The sequence below is a fragment of the Streptomyces buecherae genome (assembly GCF_014295035.1).
GTDB classification, from domain to species: Bacteria; Actinomycetota; Actinomycetes; order Streptomycetales; family Streptomycetaceae; genus Streptomyces; species Streptomyces youssoufiensis.
In genome coordinates, this window is sequence record NZ_CP060404.1 from 2,229,008 (window position 1) to 2,245,052 (window position 16,045).

General features: G+C 71.7%; 12 protein-coding genes and 5 tRNA genes. 5 read left to right on the forward strand and 12 right to left on the reverse strand.

Going from position 1 to position 16,045, the window contains the following annotated elements:
• The first annotated feature begins 105 nt into the window (after positions 1-105).
• Positions 106-786 carry a 2-phospho-L-lactate guanylyltransferase gene (gene cofC, locus H7H31_RS08120; protein WP_232110267.1) on the forward strand — a complete coding sequence of 227 codons (681 nt, stop codon included), beginning with the start codon at positions 106-108 and terminating at the stop codon, positions 784-786.
• 283 nt (positions 787-1,069) lie between these two features.
• A complete protein-coding gene (locus H7H31_RS08125; RefSeq protein WP_187060093.1) occupies positions 1,070-1,273 on the forward strand; it encodes a hypothetical protein in 204 nt (67 codons plus the stop codon).
• Positions 1,274-1,805: 532 nt separating this feature from the next.
• On the opposite strand, the gene H7H31_RS08130 is transcribed toward H7H31_RS08125, so the two are convergent.
• From H7H31_RS08130 to leuC, 4 genes are all read right to left on the reverse strand, one after another.
• Entirely contained in the window at positions 1,806-2,495 is a 690-nt protein-coding gene (locus H7H31_RS08130; protein WP_187061224.1) for an HU family DNA-binding protein, read from the reverse strand.
• Between the two features lie 125 nt (positions 2,496-2,620).
• A complete protein-coding gene (locus tag H7H31_RS08135; RefSeq protein WP_187061225.1) occupies positions 2,621-2,866 on the reverse strand; it encodes an SCO5555 family protein in 246 nt (81 codons plus the stop codon).
• 126 nt (positions 2,867-2,992) lie between these two features.
• Positions 2,993-3,586, reverse strand: coding sequence for a 3-isopropylmalate dehydratase small subunit (leuD, locus tag H7H31_RS08140; protein WP_187061226.1), 594 nt, complete (start codon positions 3,584-3,586; stop codon positions 2,993-2,995).
• Positions 3,587-3,592: 6 nt separating this feature from the next.
• Positions 3,593-5,017, reverse strand: a complete 1,425-nt coding sequence (gene leuC / locus H7H31_RS08145; protein WP_187061227.1) for a 3-isopropylmalate dehydratase large subunit — start codon at positions 5,015-5,017, stop codon at positions 3,593-3,595.
• A gap of 145 nt (positions 5,018-5,162) precedes the next feature.
• Between leuC and ndgR the strand changes: the two genes are divergently transcribed.
• A complete protein-coding gene (ndgR, locus tag H7H31_RS08150; RefSeq protein WP_187061228.1) occupies positions 5,163-5,879 on the forward strand; it encodes an IclR family transcriptional regulator NdgR in 717 nt (238 codons plus the stop codon).
• A gap of 570 nt (positions 5,880-6,449) precedes the next feature.
• Here the strand turns inward: ndgR and H7H31_RS08155 are convergent.
• The 8 genes from H7H31_RS08155 to H7H31_RS08190 all read right to left on the reverse strand — a co-directional run bounded on the left by H7H31_RS08155 (position 6,450) and on the right by H7H31_RS08190 (position 10,823).
• Positions 6,450-6,522 (reverse strand) — tRNA-Glu (locus H7H31_RS08155).
• A 13-nt stretch (positions 6,523-6,535) separates the two neighbouring features.
• Positions 6,536-6,607 (reverse strand) — tRNA-Gln (locus H7H31_RS08160).
• A 13-nt stretch (positions 6,608-6,620) separates the two neighbouring features.
• A tRNA-Glu gene (locus H7H31_RS08165) sits at positions 6,621-6,693 on the reverse strand.
• A gap of 62 nt (positions 6,694-6,755) precedes the next feature.
• Positions 6,756-6,828, reverse strand: a tRNA-Glu gene (locus H7H31_RS08170).
• 41 nt (positions 6,829-6,869) lie between these two features.
• Positions 6,870-6,941, reverse strand: a tRNA-Gln gene (locus tag H7H31_RS08175).
• A gap of 603 nt (positions 6,942-7,544) precedes the next feature.
• Positions 7,545-9,011 carry a glutamate--tRNA ligase gene (gene gltX, locus H7H31_RS08180; protein ID WP_187061229.1) on the reverse strand — a complete coding sequence of 489 codons (1,467 nt, stop codon included), beginning with the start codon at positions 9,009-9,011 and terminating at the stop codon, positions 7,545-7,547.
• On the reverse strand, positions 9,004-9,786 hold the full coding sequence (locus H7H31_RS08185) for a fumarylacetoacetate hydrolase family protein (protein ID WP_187061230.1): 783 nt from the start codon (positions 9,784-9,786) through the stop codon (positions 9,004-9,006). Before H7H31_RS08185 ends, gltX begins: the two co-directional genes overlap by 8 nt.
• A gap of 857 nt (positions 9,787-10,643) precedes the next feature.
• Positions 10,644-10,823, reverse strand: coding sequence for a hypothetical protein (locus H7H31_RS08190; protein ID WP_187062360.1), 180 nt, complete (start codon positions 10,821-10,823; stop codon positions 10,644-10,646).
• Between the two features lie 532 nt (positions 10,824-11,355).
• On the opposite strand from H7H31_RS08190, the gene H7H31_RS08195 reads away from it, so the two are divergent.
• Positions 11,356-15,555, forward strand: coding sequence for a nitrate- and nitrite sensing domain-containing protein (locus H7H31_RS08195; protein ID WP_187062361.1), 4,200 nt, complete (start codon positions 11,356-11,358; stop codon positions 15,553-15,555).
• 49 nt (positions 15,556-15,604) lie between these two features.
• Positions 15,605-16,018, forward strand: a complete 414-nt coding sequence (locus tag H7H31_RS08200; protein WP_176166450.1) for a roadblock/LC7 domain-containing protein — start codon at positions 15,605-15,607, stop codon at positions 16,016-16,018.
• Positions 16,019-16,045 lie beyond the last annotated feature (27 nt).

Genomic DNA, 16,045 nt, shown 5'->3' on the forward strand with positions numbered 1-16,045 from the left:
AGGTATCTGGTCTGTCGAGGACACCGTAACCCCGCCGGTCTCAGGCGGCTTCGGCAGCAGGCAAGAATGATGCGTGTGCGCAGAGACGAAGCGAGGGAAGCGGGAGTGAGCTGGAGCTTGGTAGTGCCGCTGAAACCGCTGTCCCGCGCGAAGAGCCGGCTGGCCGACGCCGCGTCCGGCGACCTACGCCCTGGGCTCGCGCTCGCTTTCGCACAGGACACGGTGAGCGCGGCGCTGGCGTGTCCCGGAGTACGGGATGTGGTGGTTGTCACGGACGACCCGCTCGCGGCGGCCGAATTGTCGGCGCTCGGCGCAACGAGCGTGCCGGACACACCCGGCACCGGTCTGAACGCCGCACTGGCCCACGGCGCCGCCATGGTGCGCGCGCGGCGCCCCGACGCGGCGGTCGCCGCGCTCAACGCCGATCTACCGGCCCTCCGATCCGCGGAACTCCACCGAGTTCTGACCGCCGCCGCGGATTTCCCACGGGCTTTTCTCGCGGATGCCGCAGGAATCGGTACGACATTGTTGACCGCGGCCCCGAAATGGGAACTCAATCCGGCTTTCGGTGGCACCTCCCGCGCTCGGCACCGCGCCACCGGGGCGCAGGACATTCCGCTGCTCGACGTGCCGAGCGTGCGCCGGGACGTGGACACGGGGCGCGACCTGCGGGCCGCGCTGGACCTGGGAGTGGGCCCGTACACGACCGCTCTCCTCGCCGCGGGCGGAACGCCGCCAACAGCGTCCAGCGCCCCGCCCTCCGGCTCCCCCACGCCCCACGGCTGACCCCGCCCCGTCTCACCCCGCCTCGGCACTCGCTGCCGCCCTCCCCCGTTCCGTGCGCCCTCGCGCCACGCCTGTCCGCGCGCCAAGCCGTGGCGCGGCTGGCCCCGTGGGCGACGGAGCACGGAGCGACGCACCCCGCACGGGGTACGGGGCACGGGGCACGGAGCCGCGGCTGATGGACACGGCGCACGGAGCACGGAGCGGCGCTTCCCCGGGCACGGGGCAACGGAGCGCCAGGCCGGCCCGCGCAGGGCAACGCCTGGCGCGGGCTACGCTGCTGCGTATGCAGGCGACCGCGTACACGTACGACCCCGACACCCGGGCGGGCAGCGTGCTGCTCGACGACGGAACTCCGCTGGACTTCGACGCGGCGGCCTTCGACGCTGGCGGGCTACGACTGTTGCGGCCCGGCCAACGAGTGCGGATCGATGTCGAGGGCGAGGGCGAGGCCCGCCGCGTGACCCTGGTGACGCTCCAGACGTTCTAGGTCGCTCGACAGCCCCACGGGCCCGCTCACGGCCCGCTCCCGTCCGAAGAGCCCGCGGCGCGCCCTGCCCCCGGCTTCTGGCCACACGCGCGCGTCCAGCGCCCCGCGCCGCCGCGAAGTCGCCGCCCCGTGGCCGCGACGCCGCCGCCCCGTGCCCCGTGCCCCGTGCCCCGTGCCCCGTGCCCCGTGCCCCGTGCCCCGTGCCCCGTGCCCCGTGCCCCGTGCCCCGTGCCCCCAGGCAGGATCACCGCTCCGTGCTCCGTGCTCCGTGCTCCGTGCTCCGTGCTCCGTGCTCCGGCGGAACGGTGCCCCGACTCCGGCTCCGAACGCCGCGCCGGGCAGCGGCCCCAACGCGCACGGCGCCCAACGACCGCGACCCGTGCGGCGCCGGAGTCGGTGCGGGGCGGGGCGGGAGTGTCGGCGTCGCGGGGGCGGGGTGCGTGTGGGCTGTTCCGAACGCACCGCGGGCCGGGCTCCCCTGGGGGAGTCCGGCCCGGCGAGGTGCTGCGCGAGACGGTGGTGGCCGCCGCGGCTACTTCTTCCTCGCGGTGGCCTTCTTGGCCGTGGTCTTCCGCGCCGTGGTCTTGCGCGCGGGGGCCTTCGTGGCCGTCGCCTTCTTCGCCGGCGCCGTCTTCTTCGCGCTGGTCTTCTTGGCGGTGGTCGTCGTCTTCTTCGCCGGCGTCGCCGTCGCCTTGACCGCGGTGGCCTTCTTGGCCGCCGTGGTCTTCTTGGCGGTGGTCTTCTTCGCCGTCGCCGCCTTCTTGGCGGTGGTGGCCGTGGTCTTCTTCGCCGGCGTCGCCTTCTTCGTCGCGGCCTTCTTCGCCGTCGAAGCCTTCTTGGCGGTGGCCTTCTTCGCCGCGGCCTTGGCCGTCGTACGCGTGGAAGAACCGCCCGAGAGGCTGCCCTTGGGGGCCTTCTTCACGGCCACGTCGTTCTTCGGGAGCTTCTTCGAGCCGCTCACCAGGTCCTTGAAGCCCTGACCCGCGCGGAAGCGCGGCACCGAGGTCTTCTTGACCCGGACCCGCTCACCGGTCTGCGGGTTACGGGCGTACCGCGCGGGGCGGTCAACCTTCTCGAACGAGCCGAAACCGGTGACCGAAACCCGGTCACCGCCCACGACCGCGCGGACGATGGCGTCCAGTACTGCATCCACCGCATCCGCGGCGTTCTGGCGTCCGCCGAGCTTGTCGGCAATGGCTTCCACGAGCTGCGCCTTGTTCACGTCTTCCCCTTCGGAGACATTGCTGGAACGAATCTGTTCAAGCTTTTTCGCACGTTAGGCAGATATATACCGCAAATCAAACACGAAACGGGCTAATCACCCTTGTGCCGCAACGAACTCGACCGTCACGGAGTTCCGTCGCTGTCGAGATCTTCGGGGAAACGGCCCTCGTCGAGGTCGTGCATCAACCGGTCCAGACGCCGCGCCGCGTCTGCCAGATCGTGCTTCGCCGCTGCCGTGATGACCAGCAGCTTCCGGGACAGCGCCATCCGTACGCCCTCCGGGACTTGCAGTGTGCGCACCCTCGCGTGCGCTTCCTTGAGACGGTCGGCGACAATCCCGTAAAGCTGGAGTTGGGTGTCGCGTTCCATACGTTGATTGTGCCATCTACGGCGAGTTGTCGCCTCACGGGGCCCCAACACACCGATGCGCCGCCGGTCCGGAGACCGACGACGCATCGTGCCAAACGTGCCCCGTACACGGAGCACCGGGGTGCCTTAGACCTGCACCGTATGGGGTTTGAAGGCCGGTCGGGCGGCCTCGTACGCAGCGATTTCCGCCTCTTGGCGCAGGGTCAGACTGATGTCGTCCAGCCCCTCAAGCAGTCGCCAACGAGCGTTCTCGTCAAGCTCAAATTCGGCCGTTACGCTCCCCGCTCGTACCTGGCGCGCCACGAGGTCCACGGTGACCGTGGTTTCCGGGTCCGCCTCGGTCAGCTCCCACAGCCGCTCCACCGTCTCCTGCGGCAAGACCACCGTCAGCAGACCGTTCTTGAGCGAGTTCCCCCGGAAGATGTCGGCGAACCGCGAGGAGATGACCGTCTTGAAGCCGTAGTTCTGCAAGGCCCAGACCGCGTGCTCGCGCGAGGAGCCGGTGCCGAAGTCCGGGCCGGCGAGGAGCACGCTCGCGCCGGCGCGCTCGGGCTGGTTCAGCACGAAGTCCGGGTTCTTGCGCCACGCCTCGAAGAGGCCGTCCTCGAAGCCGTCGCGAGTGACCTTCTTGAGCCAGTGGGCCGGGATGATCTGGTCGGTGTCGACGTTGCTGCGACGCAGCGGAACGGCGCGCCCGGTGTGCGTGGTGAATGCTTCCATGTCTGATCAGACCCCCACGGGAGCGGTTGACGGAGCGAGGTCGGCGGGCGAGGCGAGGCTGCCGCGCACGGCGGTGGCGGCGGCGACCTGGGGCGAGACCAGGTGCGTGCGCCCGCCCTTCCCCTGACGCCCCTCGAAGTTGCGGTTGGAGGTGGAGGCGGAACGCTCGCCGGGCGCGAGTTGGTCGGGGTTCATGCCCAGGCACATCGAGCACCCCGCGTGCCGCCATTCGGCCCCGGCCGCGGTGAAGACCTTGTCCAGGCCCTCCTGCACCGCCTGCAGGGCCACCCGTACCGAACCCGGAACCACGAGCATCCGGACGCCCTCGGCGACCTGGCGTCCCTCCAGGACGGCGGCGGCCGAGCGCAGGTCCTCGATCCGGCCGTTGGTGCACGACCCGACGAACACGGTGTCCACGCGAATGTCGCGCAGCGCCTGACCGGCCGTCAACCCCATGTACTCCAGGGCCTTTTCGGCTGCCTGTCGCTCGCTGACGTCCGCATACGAGGCGGGGTCCGGCACGGACGACGACAACGGGGCACCCTGCCCCGGATTGGTCCCCCAGGTGACGAACGGGGCCAGCGTCGTCGCGTCGATGACCACCTCGCGGTCGAAGGTGGCGTCCTCGTCGGTGCGCAGGGTGCGCCAGTACGCCACCGCCTCGTCCCACTGCTCGCCACGGGGCGCGTGGTCGCGGCCCTCGAGGTAGGCGAAGGTGGTCTCGTCGGGGGCGATCATCCCGGCCCGCGCGCCGGCCTCGATGGACATGTTGCACACGGTCATCCGCGCTTCCATCGACAGCTTCTCGATGGCCTCGCCGCGGTACTCGATGACGTAACCCTGGCCGCCGCCGGTGCCGATCTTCGCGATGACCGCCAGGATCAGGTCCTTCGCGGTGACGTCCTCGGGCAGTTCGCCCTCGACGGTGATGGCCATCGTCTTGAACGGGGCCAGCGGCAGCGTCTGGGTGGCCAGCACGTGCTCCACCTGCGAGGTGCCGATCCCGAACGCGAGGGCGCCGAACGCCCCGTGCGTGGAGGTGTGGCTGTCGCCGCACACCACCGTGGTGCCCGGCTGGGTCAGCCCCAACTGCGGACCCACGACGTGCACCACGCCCTGCTCGACGTCGCCCAGCGGGTGCAGGCGGACGCCGAACTCCGCGCAGTTCTTGCGCAGCGTCTCCAGTTGGACGCGCGAGACGGGGTCCGCGATGGGCTTGTCGATGTCGAGGGTGGGGGTGTTGTGGTCCTCGGTCGCGATGGTGAGGTCGGTACGCCGCACCCGCCGCCCCGCCTTGCGGAGCCCGTCGAACGCCTGCGGGCTGGTCACCTCGTGCAGCAGGTGCAGATCGATGAAGAGCAAGTCGGGCTCGCCCTCGGCGCGCCGGACGACGTGATCGTCCCAGACCTTCTCCGCCAGTGTCCGTCCCATCGCTGTCCCTCCGGTCGGCGTCGCTGCCGACCAACTCGTGTGTTCGCGGGAGCGCCGCCATGAGTGCCCGGCGCCACCTCCAGCCTGGCGGCTGCCGTGAGAATTTGAACTTGCGTTTCATACTGTGAGACGCGAGTATCGTTGCATGGACAACTCTAGCGGCGTGGGCGTACTCGACAAGGCTGCTCTGGTACTGAGCGCACTGGAGGCCGGCCCGGCCACCCTGGCAAGCCTGGTCTCAGCGACCGGCCTCGCGCGCCCGACGGCGCACCGTCTCGCGGTGGCACTGGAGCACCACCGCTTGGTGGCGCGCGACATGCAGGGCCGGTTCATCCTCGGCCCCCGGCTGGCCGAACTCGCGGCGGCAGCCGGCGAGGACCGGTTGTTGGCCACGGCCGGCCCGGTCCTCACCCACCTGCGCGACGTGACCGGCGAGAGCGCCCAGCTCTACCGGCGCCAGGGCGACATGCGCATCTGCGTCGCCGCGGCGGAACGACTGTCCGGACTGCGGGACACGGTGCCGGTCGGCTCGACGTTGCCGATGAAGGCCGGTTCGGCGGCGCAGATCCTGATGGCCTGGGAGGAGCCGGAGCGACTGCACCGTGGCCTGCAGGGGGCGCGCTTCACGGCGACGGCCCTGTCGGGCGTACGGCGCCGGGGCTGGGCCCAGTCGATCGGCGAGCGCGAGCCGGGCGTGGCCTCCGTCTCCGCGCCGGTACGGGGCCCCTCCAACCGCGTCGTCGCCGCGGTTTCCGTCTCGGGCCCCATCGAGCGCCTGACCCGCCACCCAGGCCGCATGCACGCCCAGGCGGTCATAGACGCCGCGCTCCGCCTCTCCGAGGCCCTGCGCCGCACGGGCTGATACGCCCCCGGCACCCACGGCCCCGACGTCCCGGCCCCGACACGCCACCGCGCCCCGCACGGACGCCGCCCCGTGCCCCGTGCCCCGTGCCCCGTGCCCCGTGCCCCGTGCCCCCAGGCAGGATCACCGCTCCGTGCTCCGTGCTCCGTGCTCCGTGCTCCGTGCTCCGTGCTCCGTGCTCCGTGCTCCGTGCTCCGTGCTCCGTGCTCCGTGCTCCGGCGAGATGGTGCCGCGACGGCGTCGTACGTGGCGCTCCGCCGGCCTCGGCACTCGGGCCTCTGTTTCAGCCCCTGCCGGCCCGCGCGCACGCTCCGTCGCCGCACGCCCGGCCGCGGAGCAGCAACGGGTCCGCGCTCCGTCCCTCACGGCCCACGGAGCAAGTACCGCTGTGCCGCGCACGGTTCGGAGCCGCGCCAGGGGGCATCGTCGGGCAACACGTGGTCACGTCGCGCTGGTTCCCACGCGGCACGGCGAGGCATGGCGGCCCGTACCGGCCAAGCGATAACGCGGCAGCGCATAACGCGAGATGGCCCCCCGCGTCATGCGGGAGGCCACCTCGTTATTTCTCTGTACCCCCGACCGGATTCGAACCGGCGCTACCGCCTTGAGAGGGCGGCGTGCTAGGCCGCTACACAACGGGGGCCTGATGTACTGCGCTGGGCTACCAGGACTCGAACCTAGACTAAATGAACCAGAATCACTCGTGCTGCCAATTACACCATAGCCCATGGTATAGACCAGTACCCCCGACCGGATTCGAACCGGCGCTACCGCCTTGAGAGGGCGGCGTGCTAGGCCGCTACACAACGGGGGCCCTAGCGATCCATTCGTCGTCGCCTCCGGGGTTTTTCCGGATGGTGACGGAGTCAGGATCAGTACCCCCGACCGGATTCGAACCGGCGCTACTGCCTTGAGAGGGCAGCGTGCTAGGCCGCTACACAACGGGGGCTTGTCACTGCATATCCAAGAGATCAGACGAGGAATCTCTTGCTGGGCTACCAGGACTCGAACCTAGACTAACTGAACCAGAATCAGTCGTGCTGCCAATTACACCATAGCCCACCAAAACTCAAACCCCCTGCTGGGGATTTTTGTTTGGATCTGCGCTTTCCGCTGGAGCTTCCCGGCCCCTGGCGGGCGGCGCAGGAAGAACATTACCCGACGGGAGGCGGCGCACCAAAACGGATACCGCTCGTGTGAGCGGCTCAACGGCCGCCCCAGGTGGGCTCACGCCCTGCGCACGGGCCCGGTCGGCCCGCGTACGGCAGATTCCCGTCAGCGCCGCGCGGCGCGCGGCGTACGCCATCGCCCGCCCCGAAGGCGCCGTACGCACCGCGACGCACGGAGCGCCGGCCCCGCGCCACGCAGACGCCCGCCCGCGCCCGGCCCAGGCCCCACGCACGCCCGCCCACGCCCGGCTTCCGCCAGCCCGCCCACGAGCCGACGGACGCGTCTGCCCGCGGAGCCGGAAGGCGAGACAGCGAAACAGCGAGACAGCGAGACGACAAGGGCCTCCCGCACCACACAGCCCCGCACGGAGCCGCGACGTAGCCGTAACGGGGCGGTGGCCGGTGGTGGAACGGTGGAACAAAGGGCTGGCGCCGCCCCACACCGTGGGACGGCGCCAGCCGTGGTGGGCCCCGTCGGGGCGCACCGTTGTCGCTCCTACAGCGCGGCCCGCAGTCGGCGCAGCGTCTCCTCGCGGCCGAGCAGTTCCATCGACTCGAAAAGCGGCGGCGAGACCCGACGGCCGGTGACCGCGACCCGCAGCGGCGTGAAGGCGAACTTCGGCTTGATGCCGAGCCCGTCGACCAGCGCCTCGCGGAGCGTGGCCTGGATGGGCTCGGGCGTGAAGTCGGCCAACTCCTCCAGCGCCCTGATGCTGGCCTCAAGGACCGGCTTGGCGTCCTCAGTGAGCACCTTGGCCGCGTCTGCCTCGTCAACCCGGAAGTGCTCCGGTTCCACGAACAGGAAGCCGAGCATGCCGACCGCCTCGCCGAGCACCACCATGCGCTCCTGGGTGAGCGGAGCGGCCTTGGCGAGCAGTTCGAGCTCGGCGTCGCTGGGGCCCCGTCCCGGGAAGAGGAAGGGCACCAGGCGGCGCGCGAACTCGTCGGGCGCCAGGGCACGCAGGTGGGTGGCGTTGATGGCCTCGCACTTCTTGAGGTCGAACCGCGCCGGGTTGGCGTTGACGTCGCCCAGGTCGAAGGCGGCGACCATCTCATCAATGGAGAAGATGTCCCGGTCCTCGGAGAGCGACCAGCCCAGCAGGGACAGGTAGTTGAGCAGCCCCTCGGGAAGGAAGCCGCGCTCGCGGTAGAGGTTGAGGGACGCCTGCGGGTCGCGCTTGGAGAGCTTCTTGTTGCCCTCGCCCATGACGTACGGGAGGTGGCCGAAGGCCGGCACGGTGCCGTTGCCCACGCCGATCTGGGCGAGCGCCCCGTACAGCGCGATCTGGCGCGGGGTCGAGGAGAGCAGGTCCTCGCCGCGGAGCACGTGCGTGATCTCCATCAGCGCGTCGTCGACCGGGTTGACGAGGGTGTAGAGCGGGGCCCCGTTGGCGCGCACGATGCCGAAGTCCGGCACGTTCTCCGGGGTGAACGTCAGCTCGCCGCGTACCAGGTCGGTGAAGGTGATCGGGGTGTCGGGCATCCGGAACCGGACGATCGGGGTGCGCCCCTCGGCGCGGTACGCGGCGATCTGCTCGGCCGAGAGGTCGCGGCACTTCCCGTCGTACCCGGAGGGCTTGCCGGCCTTGCGGGCCGCGTCGCGGCGGGCGTCGAGCTCCTCGGTGGTGCAGAAGCACTCGTACGCGAAGCCGCCTTCCTGGAGCTTGCGGGCGACGTCCGCGTAGATGTCCATGCGCTGCGACTGCCGGTACGGGGCGTGCGGGCCGCCGATCTCGGGGCCCTCGTCCCAGTCGAAGCCGAGCCAGCGCATCGAGTCCAGGAGCTGCTCGTAGCTCTCCTCGGAGTCGCGGGCCGCGTCGGTGTCCTCGATGCGGAAGACCAGGGTGCCGCCGTGGTGACGGGCGAACGCCCAGTTGAACAGGGCGGTGCGGACCAGGCCCACGTGGGGGTTGCCGGTGGGCGAGGGACAGAAACGGACGCGTACAGGAGATGCGCTAGCCACGCTTGATCACCTTGTTGGTGAGAGTGCCGATGCCTTCGATGGTGACGGCGACTTCGTCGCCGACGTTGAGCGGGCCGACCCCAGCCGGAGTGCCCGTGAGGATGACGTCGCCCGGGAGCAGCGTCATGGCCTCGGTGATGTGCACGATCAGGTCCTCGACGGTGCGGACCATCTCGCTGGTGCGGCCGAGTTGCCGCTGCTCACCGTTGACGGTGCACATGATCGCGAGGTCGCTGGGCTCGACGTCGGTCTCCACCCACGGCCCCAGCGGGCACGAGGTGTCGAACCCCTTGGCCCGCGCCCACTGCTGCTCGCGGCGCTGTACGTCGCGCGCGGTGACGTCGTTGGCGCAGGTGTAGCCGAGGATGACGTCCCTGGCCCGCTCGCGCGGGACCTCCCGGCACATCCTGCCGATCACGACGGCCAGCTCGGCCTCGTGGTGGACCTCCTGCGAGAAGGAGGGGTAGGCGATGGCGTCGCCGGGGCCGACCACCGAGGTGGACGGCTTGAAGAAGGCGACCGGAACGTCGGGGACCTCGTGGCCGAGTTCCCTGGCGTGCTCCGCGTAGTTGCGACCGATCGCCACGACCTTGTTGGGGAGCACCGGGGGCAGCAGGCGCACCTTGTCCAGCGGGACCTTCTGGCCCGAGCGCTCGAATTCGGCGAAGGGGTGTCCCTTGATGATGTCGAGGACGGGGCCGCCGTCAGGGGCGGCGGCCTCCTCCACGACTCCGAACGCGACGTTGCCGTCGATGGAGAATCTGGCGATGCGCACGGGAAGTGCTGCCCTTCACTACTGATCATTGGCTGAGGTCTGACGCTCCAGGCTATCGCCCCGTTTTCGACACCGCCGCGCTCCCGGCCCGTCACCGCACGGCACCGCCCCGGTGCACCAGGTAGCGGCATAGGGCGCGGCACCTCTCTCACACGGGGCATGGGGCACGGCACCTCCCTCACACGGGGCAGGGGGCAGGGGGCGCGGCTCGGGCCACGTACGGAGCGCGGGGCACGGGGCGGGCAAGGCCCCGTTCCTCTCCGTACGGGGCGCGGGGCTCGTGTCCTCTCTGTACGGAGCGCGGAGCGCGGGGCGCGGGGCGTGGGGCGCGCCTCGGGCCCAGTTCCTCTCCCATACGGAGCGCGGAGCGCGGAGCCACGGGGCGCGGCTCCGCGCCCGGCTCCTCTCACGGAGCACGGAGCACGGAGCACGGAGCGCGGGGCCCAGCCCCCCTCCCGCACGGGGCGCGGAATCCGCAACCCCCAGTACGGGGCACAGAGCCGCAATGCGGAGCCCCGCCCACGCTCCGCGGGCGCCGCGAACGGGGCAAGGCAACGGCAGGCCGCGGAGACAGGAGACAGCGGAGACAGGGGACGGACGACGGGAAACGCGAAACCCCAGCCCTGCCGGTGGCGTGGGCGGTGCGCGCCGGTACGGGGCGTGCGTCGCCAGCCGGGGGCGGGGCCGGGGTGAGGAGTGCTCGGCGCGGGGCGGGCGGGGCGCTGGAGCGGCGGGGAGAGTGAGCCGTTCGCGCGCGGGGCTCGCGACCGTGCGCCGGGGGACGCGACGAGGTGGGGCGGACGTGGGCGGCGGGCTCCGAGGGGGCCGTGGGGCGCCGCCCACGAGGGAGGTGGCCGCTACTCGGGTGCGTCGGTGAGAATCGTGCGACGGGGGTTCGCCGTCTGGGCGGGCAGTTCGACCGAGTCGGTCTGCTGCTCTTCCACGGGCGCGGTCTGCAGTTCTTCGGCATCCTTGAGGTGGGCGAGAGTGGTGCGCCGCGGGTTGGCTATGTTGCGGAACATCATCGTCGTCTTCACTGGATCTGCCTCGTCTTGTCGTTTTCGCGGACGGTGTAAAGCGTCAGGCTAAACGCGCGCTTCCCCCGAAATCCGCGAGCCCAGTCACGCCCAGCATGTGAGTTCTCTCACGAAGAGGCGGACAAATGCCACATCGTGCGCACCTATCACCCCAGGCGGAATCCGGCATTGCCGGCCTATGCGGACGTTCCGCTCTTGATCATCGCGACCCGGACACCCGCCACTCCCGAGTGGAACGTGCATAAAAGTCCGTTATCACGGCCATTGTTTTCCACATGCGGTCACTTTATTGCCACGTACCGTCACCGCATCCACACCGTGACCCACGGCTCTTGTTGGAGCATCCGGCACTGTGCTGGAATTCCACGGACCGCCGACAGGATTCACCTGGCGCGCAGCGGGCGCAGACGGGGCGCCGAGCGGCGGCGGCCTCGCTCCGCAACAAGGAAGGGTCGAGCGCGCCGGTCACTCACGACTCACACCGTTTCGCCGTACGCACGGCGAGACGCCTGGTCCAGAGGTTGCGACGCTAGTGCAGGGACGTTTCAAGAAGGATGGCAACGCCGCGGCGGACCCCGAGCCGCGCGGTGGCACCGACCGCGGCGTGGATGTCAGTACGCGGCCGACCGCGCCCAGCGGGGAAGAGTCATCCGGCGAGCGGCCGAAGGTGAAGGCCCCCACGGGGCCCGGGCCGCGAATAGCCCTGCGTAACTGGAAGATCAGCACCCGACTCGTTTCGCTGCTCGCCCTCCCCGTGGTGGCCGCCACCACGCTGGGCGCCCTGCGTATCCAGAACTCGATGGACAACATCGAGCAGCTCGACCAGATGAAGCTGCTCACCGAGATGACGCAGCAGGCGACCGAACTCGCCAACGCGCTCCAGGAGGAGCGCGACCAGTCGGCCGGGCCGCTGGCCGGCGCCGGCGACGACCGGGACGACCAGGTGGTGGCGCCCCGTCAGGCGACCGACCAGGCGCTCGTCGCGTTCGCCGACGCCACGGACGACCTGGACCCGGTCGACCCGGCGATCACCGGCGTGCAGTCCACGGTGATCGACATCAAGAAGCAGCTCAACAAGATCCACGAGATCCGCAAGCAGGCGTACAAGGACCGCGACTACACCTCGCAGACGATCCTCGGGTACAACGAGCTGATCACCTCGCTGCTCTCGCTCTCCCAGGACATGGCGCAGGCGACCAGTAACCGCGCGATGATCAACAAGACGCGCGCCCTCGCCACGTTCTCGTCGGCCAAGGAGTACGCGTCCATCCAGCGCGCCTCCATCAGCGCGGCCCTGGCGCACCCGAACAAGCCCAGGCTCTCGGCGATCGACAGCCGGTACACCTCCACGGCGCTGGAGAAGGAAGACCAGGCGCTCCGCCGGTTCCTGGAGATCCGCAGCGGTGACACGCCGGAGCTGCTCGACCCGCTCACCGGCGACAACAGCGACATCAACGCGGCCAACAAGTACGCGCTGCGCATGGTGCGCGACCCGGAGAGCCTGGCGTCCGCCAAGCGCACCTACATGGACTGGTACGACCAGGACAGCATCAAGCTCGTGGCGATGTCCAAGATCGAGCAGACGCTGCTGACGGAGATGGAGCAGAAGGCCCGCGAGCTGCGCTCCGAGGCCAAGCGGGACGCGTTCATCAACGGTGCGCTGATCCTGCTCGTCCTCGGCATCTCGCTGGTGGGCGCGTTCGTCGTCTCCCGCTCCATGGTGCGTTCGCTGCGCCGGCTCCAGGACACCGCGCAGGACGTCGCCCAGCAGCGACTGCCCGAGCTGGTCAAGGAGCTGTCCGAGCACGACCCGCAGGACGTGGACACCTCCGTCGAGTCGGTCGGTGTGCACAGCCGGGACGAGATCGGCAAGGTGGCCGCGGCCTTCGACGACGTGCACCGCGAGGCGGTCCGACTCGCCGCCGAGCAGGCGCTGCTGCGAGGCAACGTCAACGCGATGTTCACCAACCTCTCGCGCCGCAGCCAGGGCCTGATCCAGCGGCAGCTCTCGCTCATCTCCGAGCTGGAGTCCCGCGAGGCGGACCCGGACCAGCTCTCCTCGCTGTTCAAGCTGGACCACCTCGCGACGCGTATGCGCCGTAACGGTGAGAACCTGCTCGTCCTCGCGGGTGAGGAGCCGGGGCGCCGGTGGACCCGCCCCGTGCCGCTGGTGGACGTGCTCCGCGCGGCGGCGTCCGAGGTGGAGCAGTACGAGCGGATCGAGCTCAGCTCCGTTCCGGGCACCGAGGTCGCGGGCCGGGTCGTCAACGACCTCGTGCACCTGCTGGCCGAGCTGTTGGAGAACGCGACGTCCTTCTCGTCGCCGCAGACCAAGGTCAAGGTCACCGGGCACGCGCTGCCGGACGGCCGGGTGCTCGTGGAGATCCACGACACCGGCATCGGGCTCTCCCCCGAGGACCTGGCGGCGATCAACGAGCGGCTGGCCAGCCCGCCTACCGTGGACGTGTCGGTCTCGCGCCGGATGGGCCTGTTCGTGGTCGGTCGTCTGTCGCTGCGGCACGGCATCCGCATCCAGCTCCGGCCGTCGGACTCCGGCGGTACGACCGCGCTGGTCATGCTGCCGGTCGACGTGGCCCAGGGCAGTGGCAAGAAGCCCGCTCCGGGCACGCCCGGCGCGCCCGGCGCCCCCGGGCAGTCCAGCACGCCGGCCGGGGGCACCCCCGCGCTGGGCAAGGCGGCCGGCCCCGGTGGCAACGGCTCGGCCGGCCCCGCGACCGCCGGTACGGGCACGCGCCGCCAGGTGCCGGGCTCGGGGCCGCGGGCCGAACTCGCGGGCGGCGGCTCGACCCCGCAGCGCGCGAAGCCGAACCCGAGCGGCCCGGTGCCGCCCGGCGGCACCGCCGGTCAGCCCGCGCGGGGCGGCGCCACGCGCAGCGGGCTGCCCACCCGCCCCGTCGGTGCCTCGGTGCCCGGCAACGGGGCGGCCGGGGCGGGCGCCGGTGGCGGCGACTTCTTCGGCAGCGGCGGCAGTGGCAACCGGGCCAGCGGTGGCGGAAACGTCCCCGCAGCCACCGGTGACTTCTTCGGCGGCAGCCGGGCCGGCGCGCGCAGCGCGGCCGGCGCCGACCAGGGGCAGGGCCCGGACGCGAACCGCCCGGCGCTGCCCACGCGCGGCGGCCAGGACGCGCGGGACAACGAGCCCACCGTCGCCCCGCCGACCGGCGCCCCCGCGGGCGCGGGTCGCTCCGGCGAGCGTGGGGCGCGCCCGCAGCTCCCGCAGCGCGGCCCCGCCCCCGAGCTGACCGGCTCCGTGGCCTCCGAGTCCGCCGACGCGCCGGCCCAGGACGGCGGGCCGCAGGCGCCCGGCGCCAACTGGGGCGCCCGGCGCGCCGCCGCGGCGGACGACTGGCCCACCGACCGCGACGCGGCGCGTGACCACGCGGAGATCGACACCACGCCGCCGTTCCCGCGCGGTGCCGCCGGCGGCCCCGGCGACACGGGCGAGTTCGCCGTTCCCAGCGCCCCGCACGGGGCGGGCGACACCGGCGAGTACGCGCGGCCGAACGCCGCGGACACCGGTGGCTACCCGCTTCCCGACACGTCCGACACCGGCGGCTACCCGCAACAGGCCGGCCCGGGCGACACCGGCCAGTACGCGTTGCCGTCCCAGCCTTCCGGTGTCGTGGACACCGGCCAGTACGCGCTGCCCGCGGGCGGCCCGGGCGACACCGGCGAGTACCCGCGCCCCACGGACACCGGCGGCTACGCCCGGCCCGAAGGCGCCGGCGCGTACCCGGACGCGTACGCCCAGGGCACCTCGGAGGAGACCGGCGGCTACCCGGCGCCGGGCGAGACCGGGGCGTACCCGCAGCACGCCGACACGGGCGAGTACGCGCAGCCCGACGCGTACACGGGCGGTCGGGGGGACACGGGTGAGTACCCGCGTCCGGCCGGCGACACCGGCGAGTACGCGCTGCCCACCGACACCGGCGGCTACCCGCAGCCGGGGCGTGCGGACACCGGCGAGTACCCGCGTCCGGTGCACGGGCAGGACGGCTCCGGGGACACCACCCAGTTCCAGCGGCCCGACTTCAACGGCCCGCCGCCCGGGCGTGGCGGGGCATACCTGCCGCAGGGCGGCCCGGGCGTGGGACTCGGCCAGGGCGCGCACGCCGAGCCGGCGCCGGCGCCCGAGGACGACCACCTCACCGGCGAACTGCCGCTTCCGCAGGGCTACGACAACGGTGGCACCCCGATCTTCGACACGATCGAGTCGCGCTGGTTCCACAGCGCACAGGGCCCCGTGCCCGCCGAGCCGGCGCCGCACCCCGTGGCCCCGCACGGCGCCGCCCCCGGCGGCGAGGACGAGTCGGCGCGGTCGGCCGCGCCCCCGCTGCCGCGGCGCGAGCCGGGCCAGCAGGGCCTGATCCCCGCGCGGACCACGGGGCAGCGGCCCCAGGCGGCGGACGGCGCGGACGCGCAGGCCGCCGGCGCGGCCGGGAACGCGGCCTGGCGCTCCTCCCCCAACGACGAGCGCTGGCGGCGGGCCGAGCAGGTCCGTGAGCCGGCGGCGGGCGGGGTGACCTCGTCCGGGCTGCCCCGTCGCGTACCGCGTGCCAACCTCGTCGACGGCACCGCCGAGGAGCAGCCCGCCCAGCGGCGCGGCGGCCCCCAGGTCTCCCGCGCGCCCGACGACGTGCGCGGGCGTCTGACCAACCTTCGTCGTGGTATCCAGCAGGGCCGTCAGGCCGGAACGGACGGTCGGCCTTGAGTCTCGCGGTCGCGGTCCCCTTCACCAGCAGGAGCGTTAGTTGAGTCCGATGAGCCAGGCGGCGCAGAATCTGAACTGGTTGATCACCAACTTCGTGGACAACACCCCGGGGGTGTCGCACACGGTGGTGGTCTCCGCCGACGGCCTGCTTCTGGCGATGTCCGAGGGGTTCCCCCGGGACCGGGCCGACCAGTTGGCGGCCGTGGCCTCCGGTCTCACCTCGCTGACGTCCGGTGCCTCCCGCATCTTCGAGGGCGGCGCCGTGAACCAGACCGTGGTCGAGATGGAGCGCGGCTTCCTCTTCATCATGTCGATTTCCGACGGGTCATCGCTCGCGGTGCTCGCGCACCCCGAGTGCGACATTGGTCTCGTCGGTTATGAGATGGCGCTTCTCGTCGACCGTACGGGTAACGTCCTGACCCCTGACCTGCGTGCGGAACTGCAGGGAAGTCTGCTCAACTGACCCCCGATCACCGTCCGTCCTTCGCTT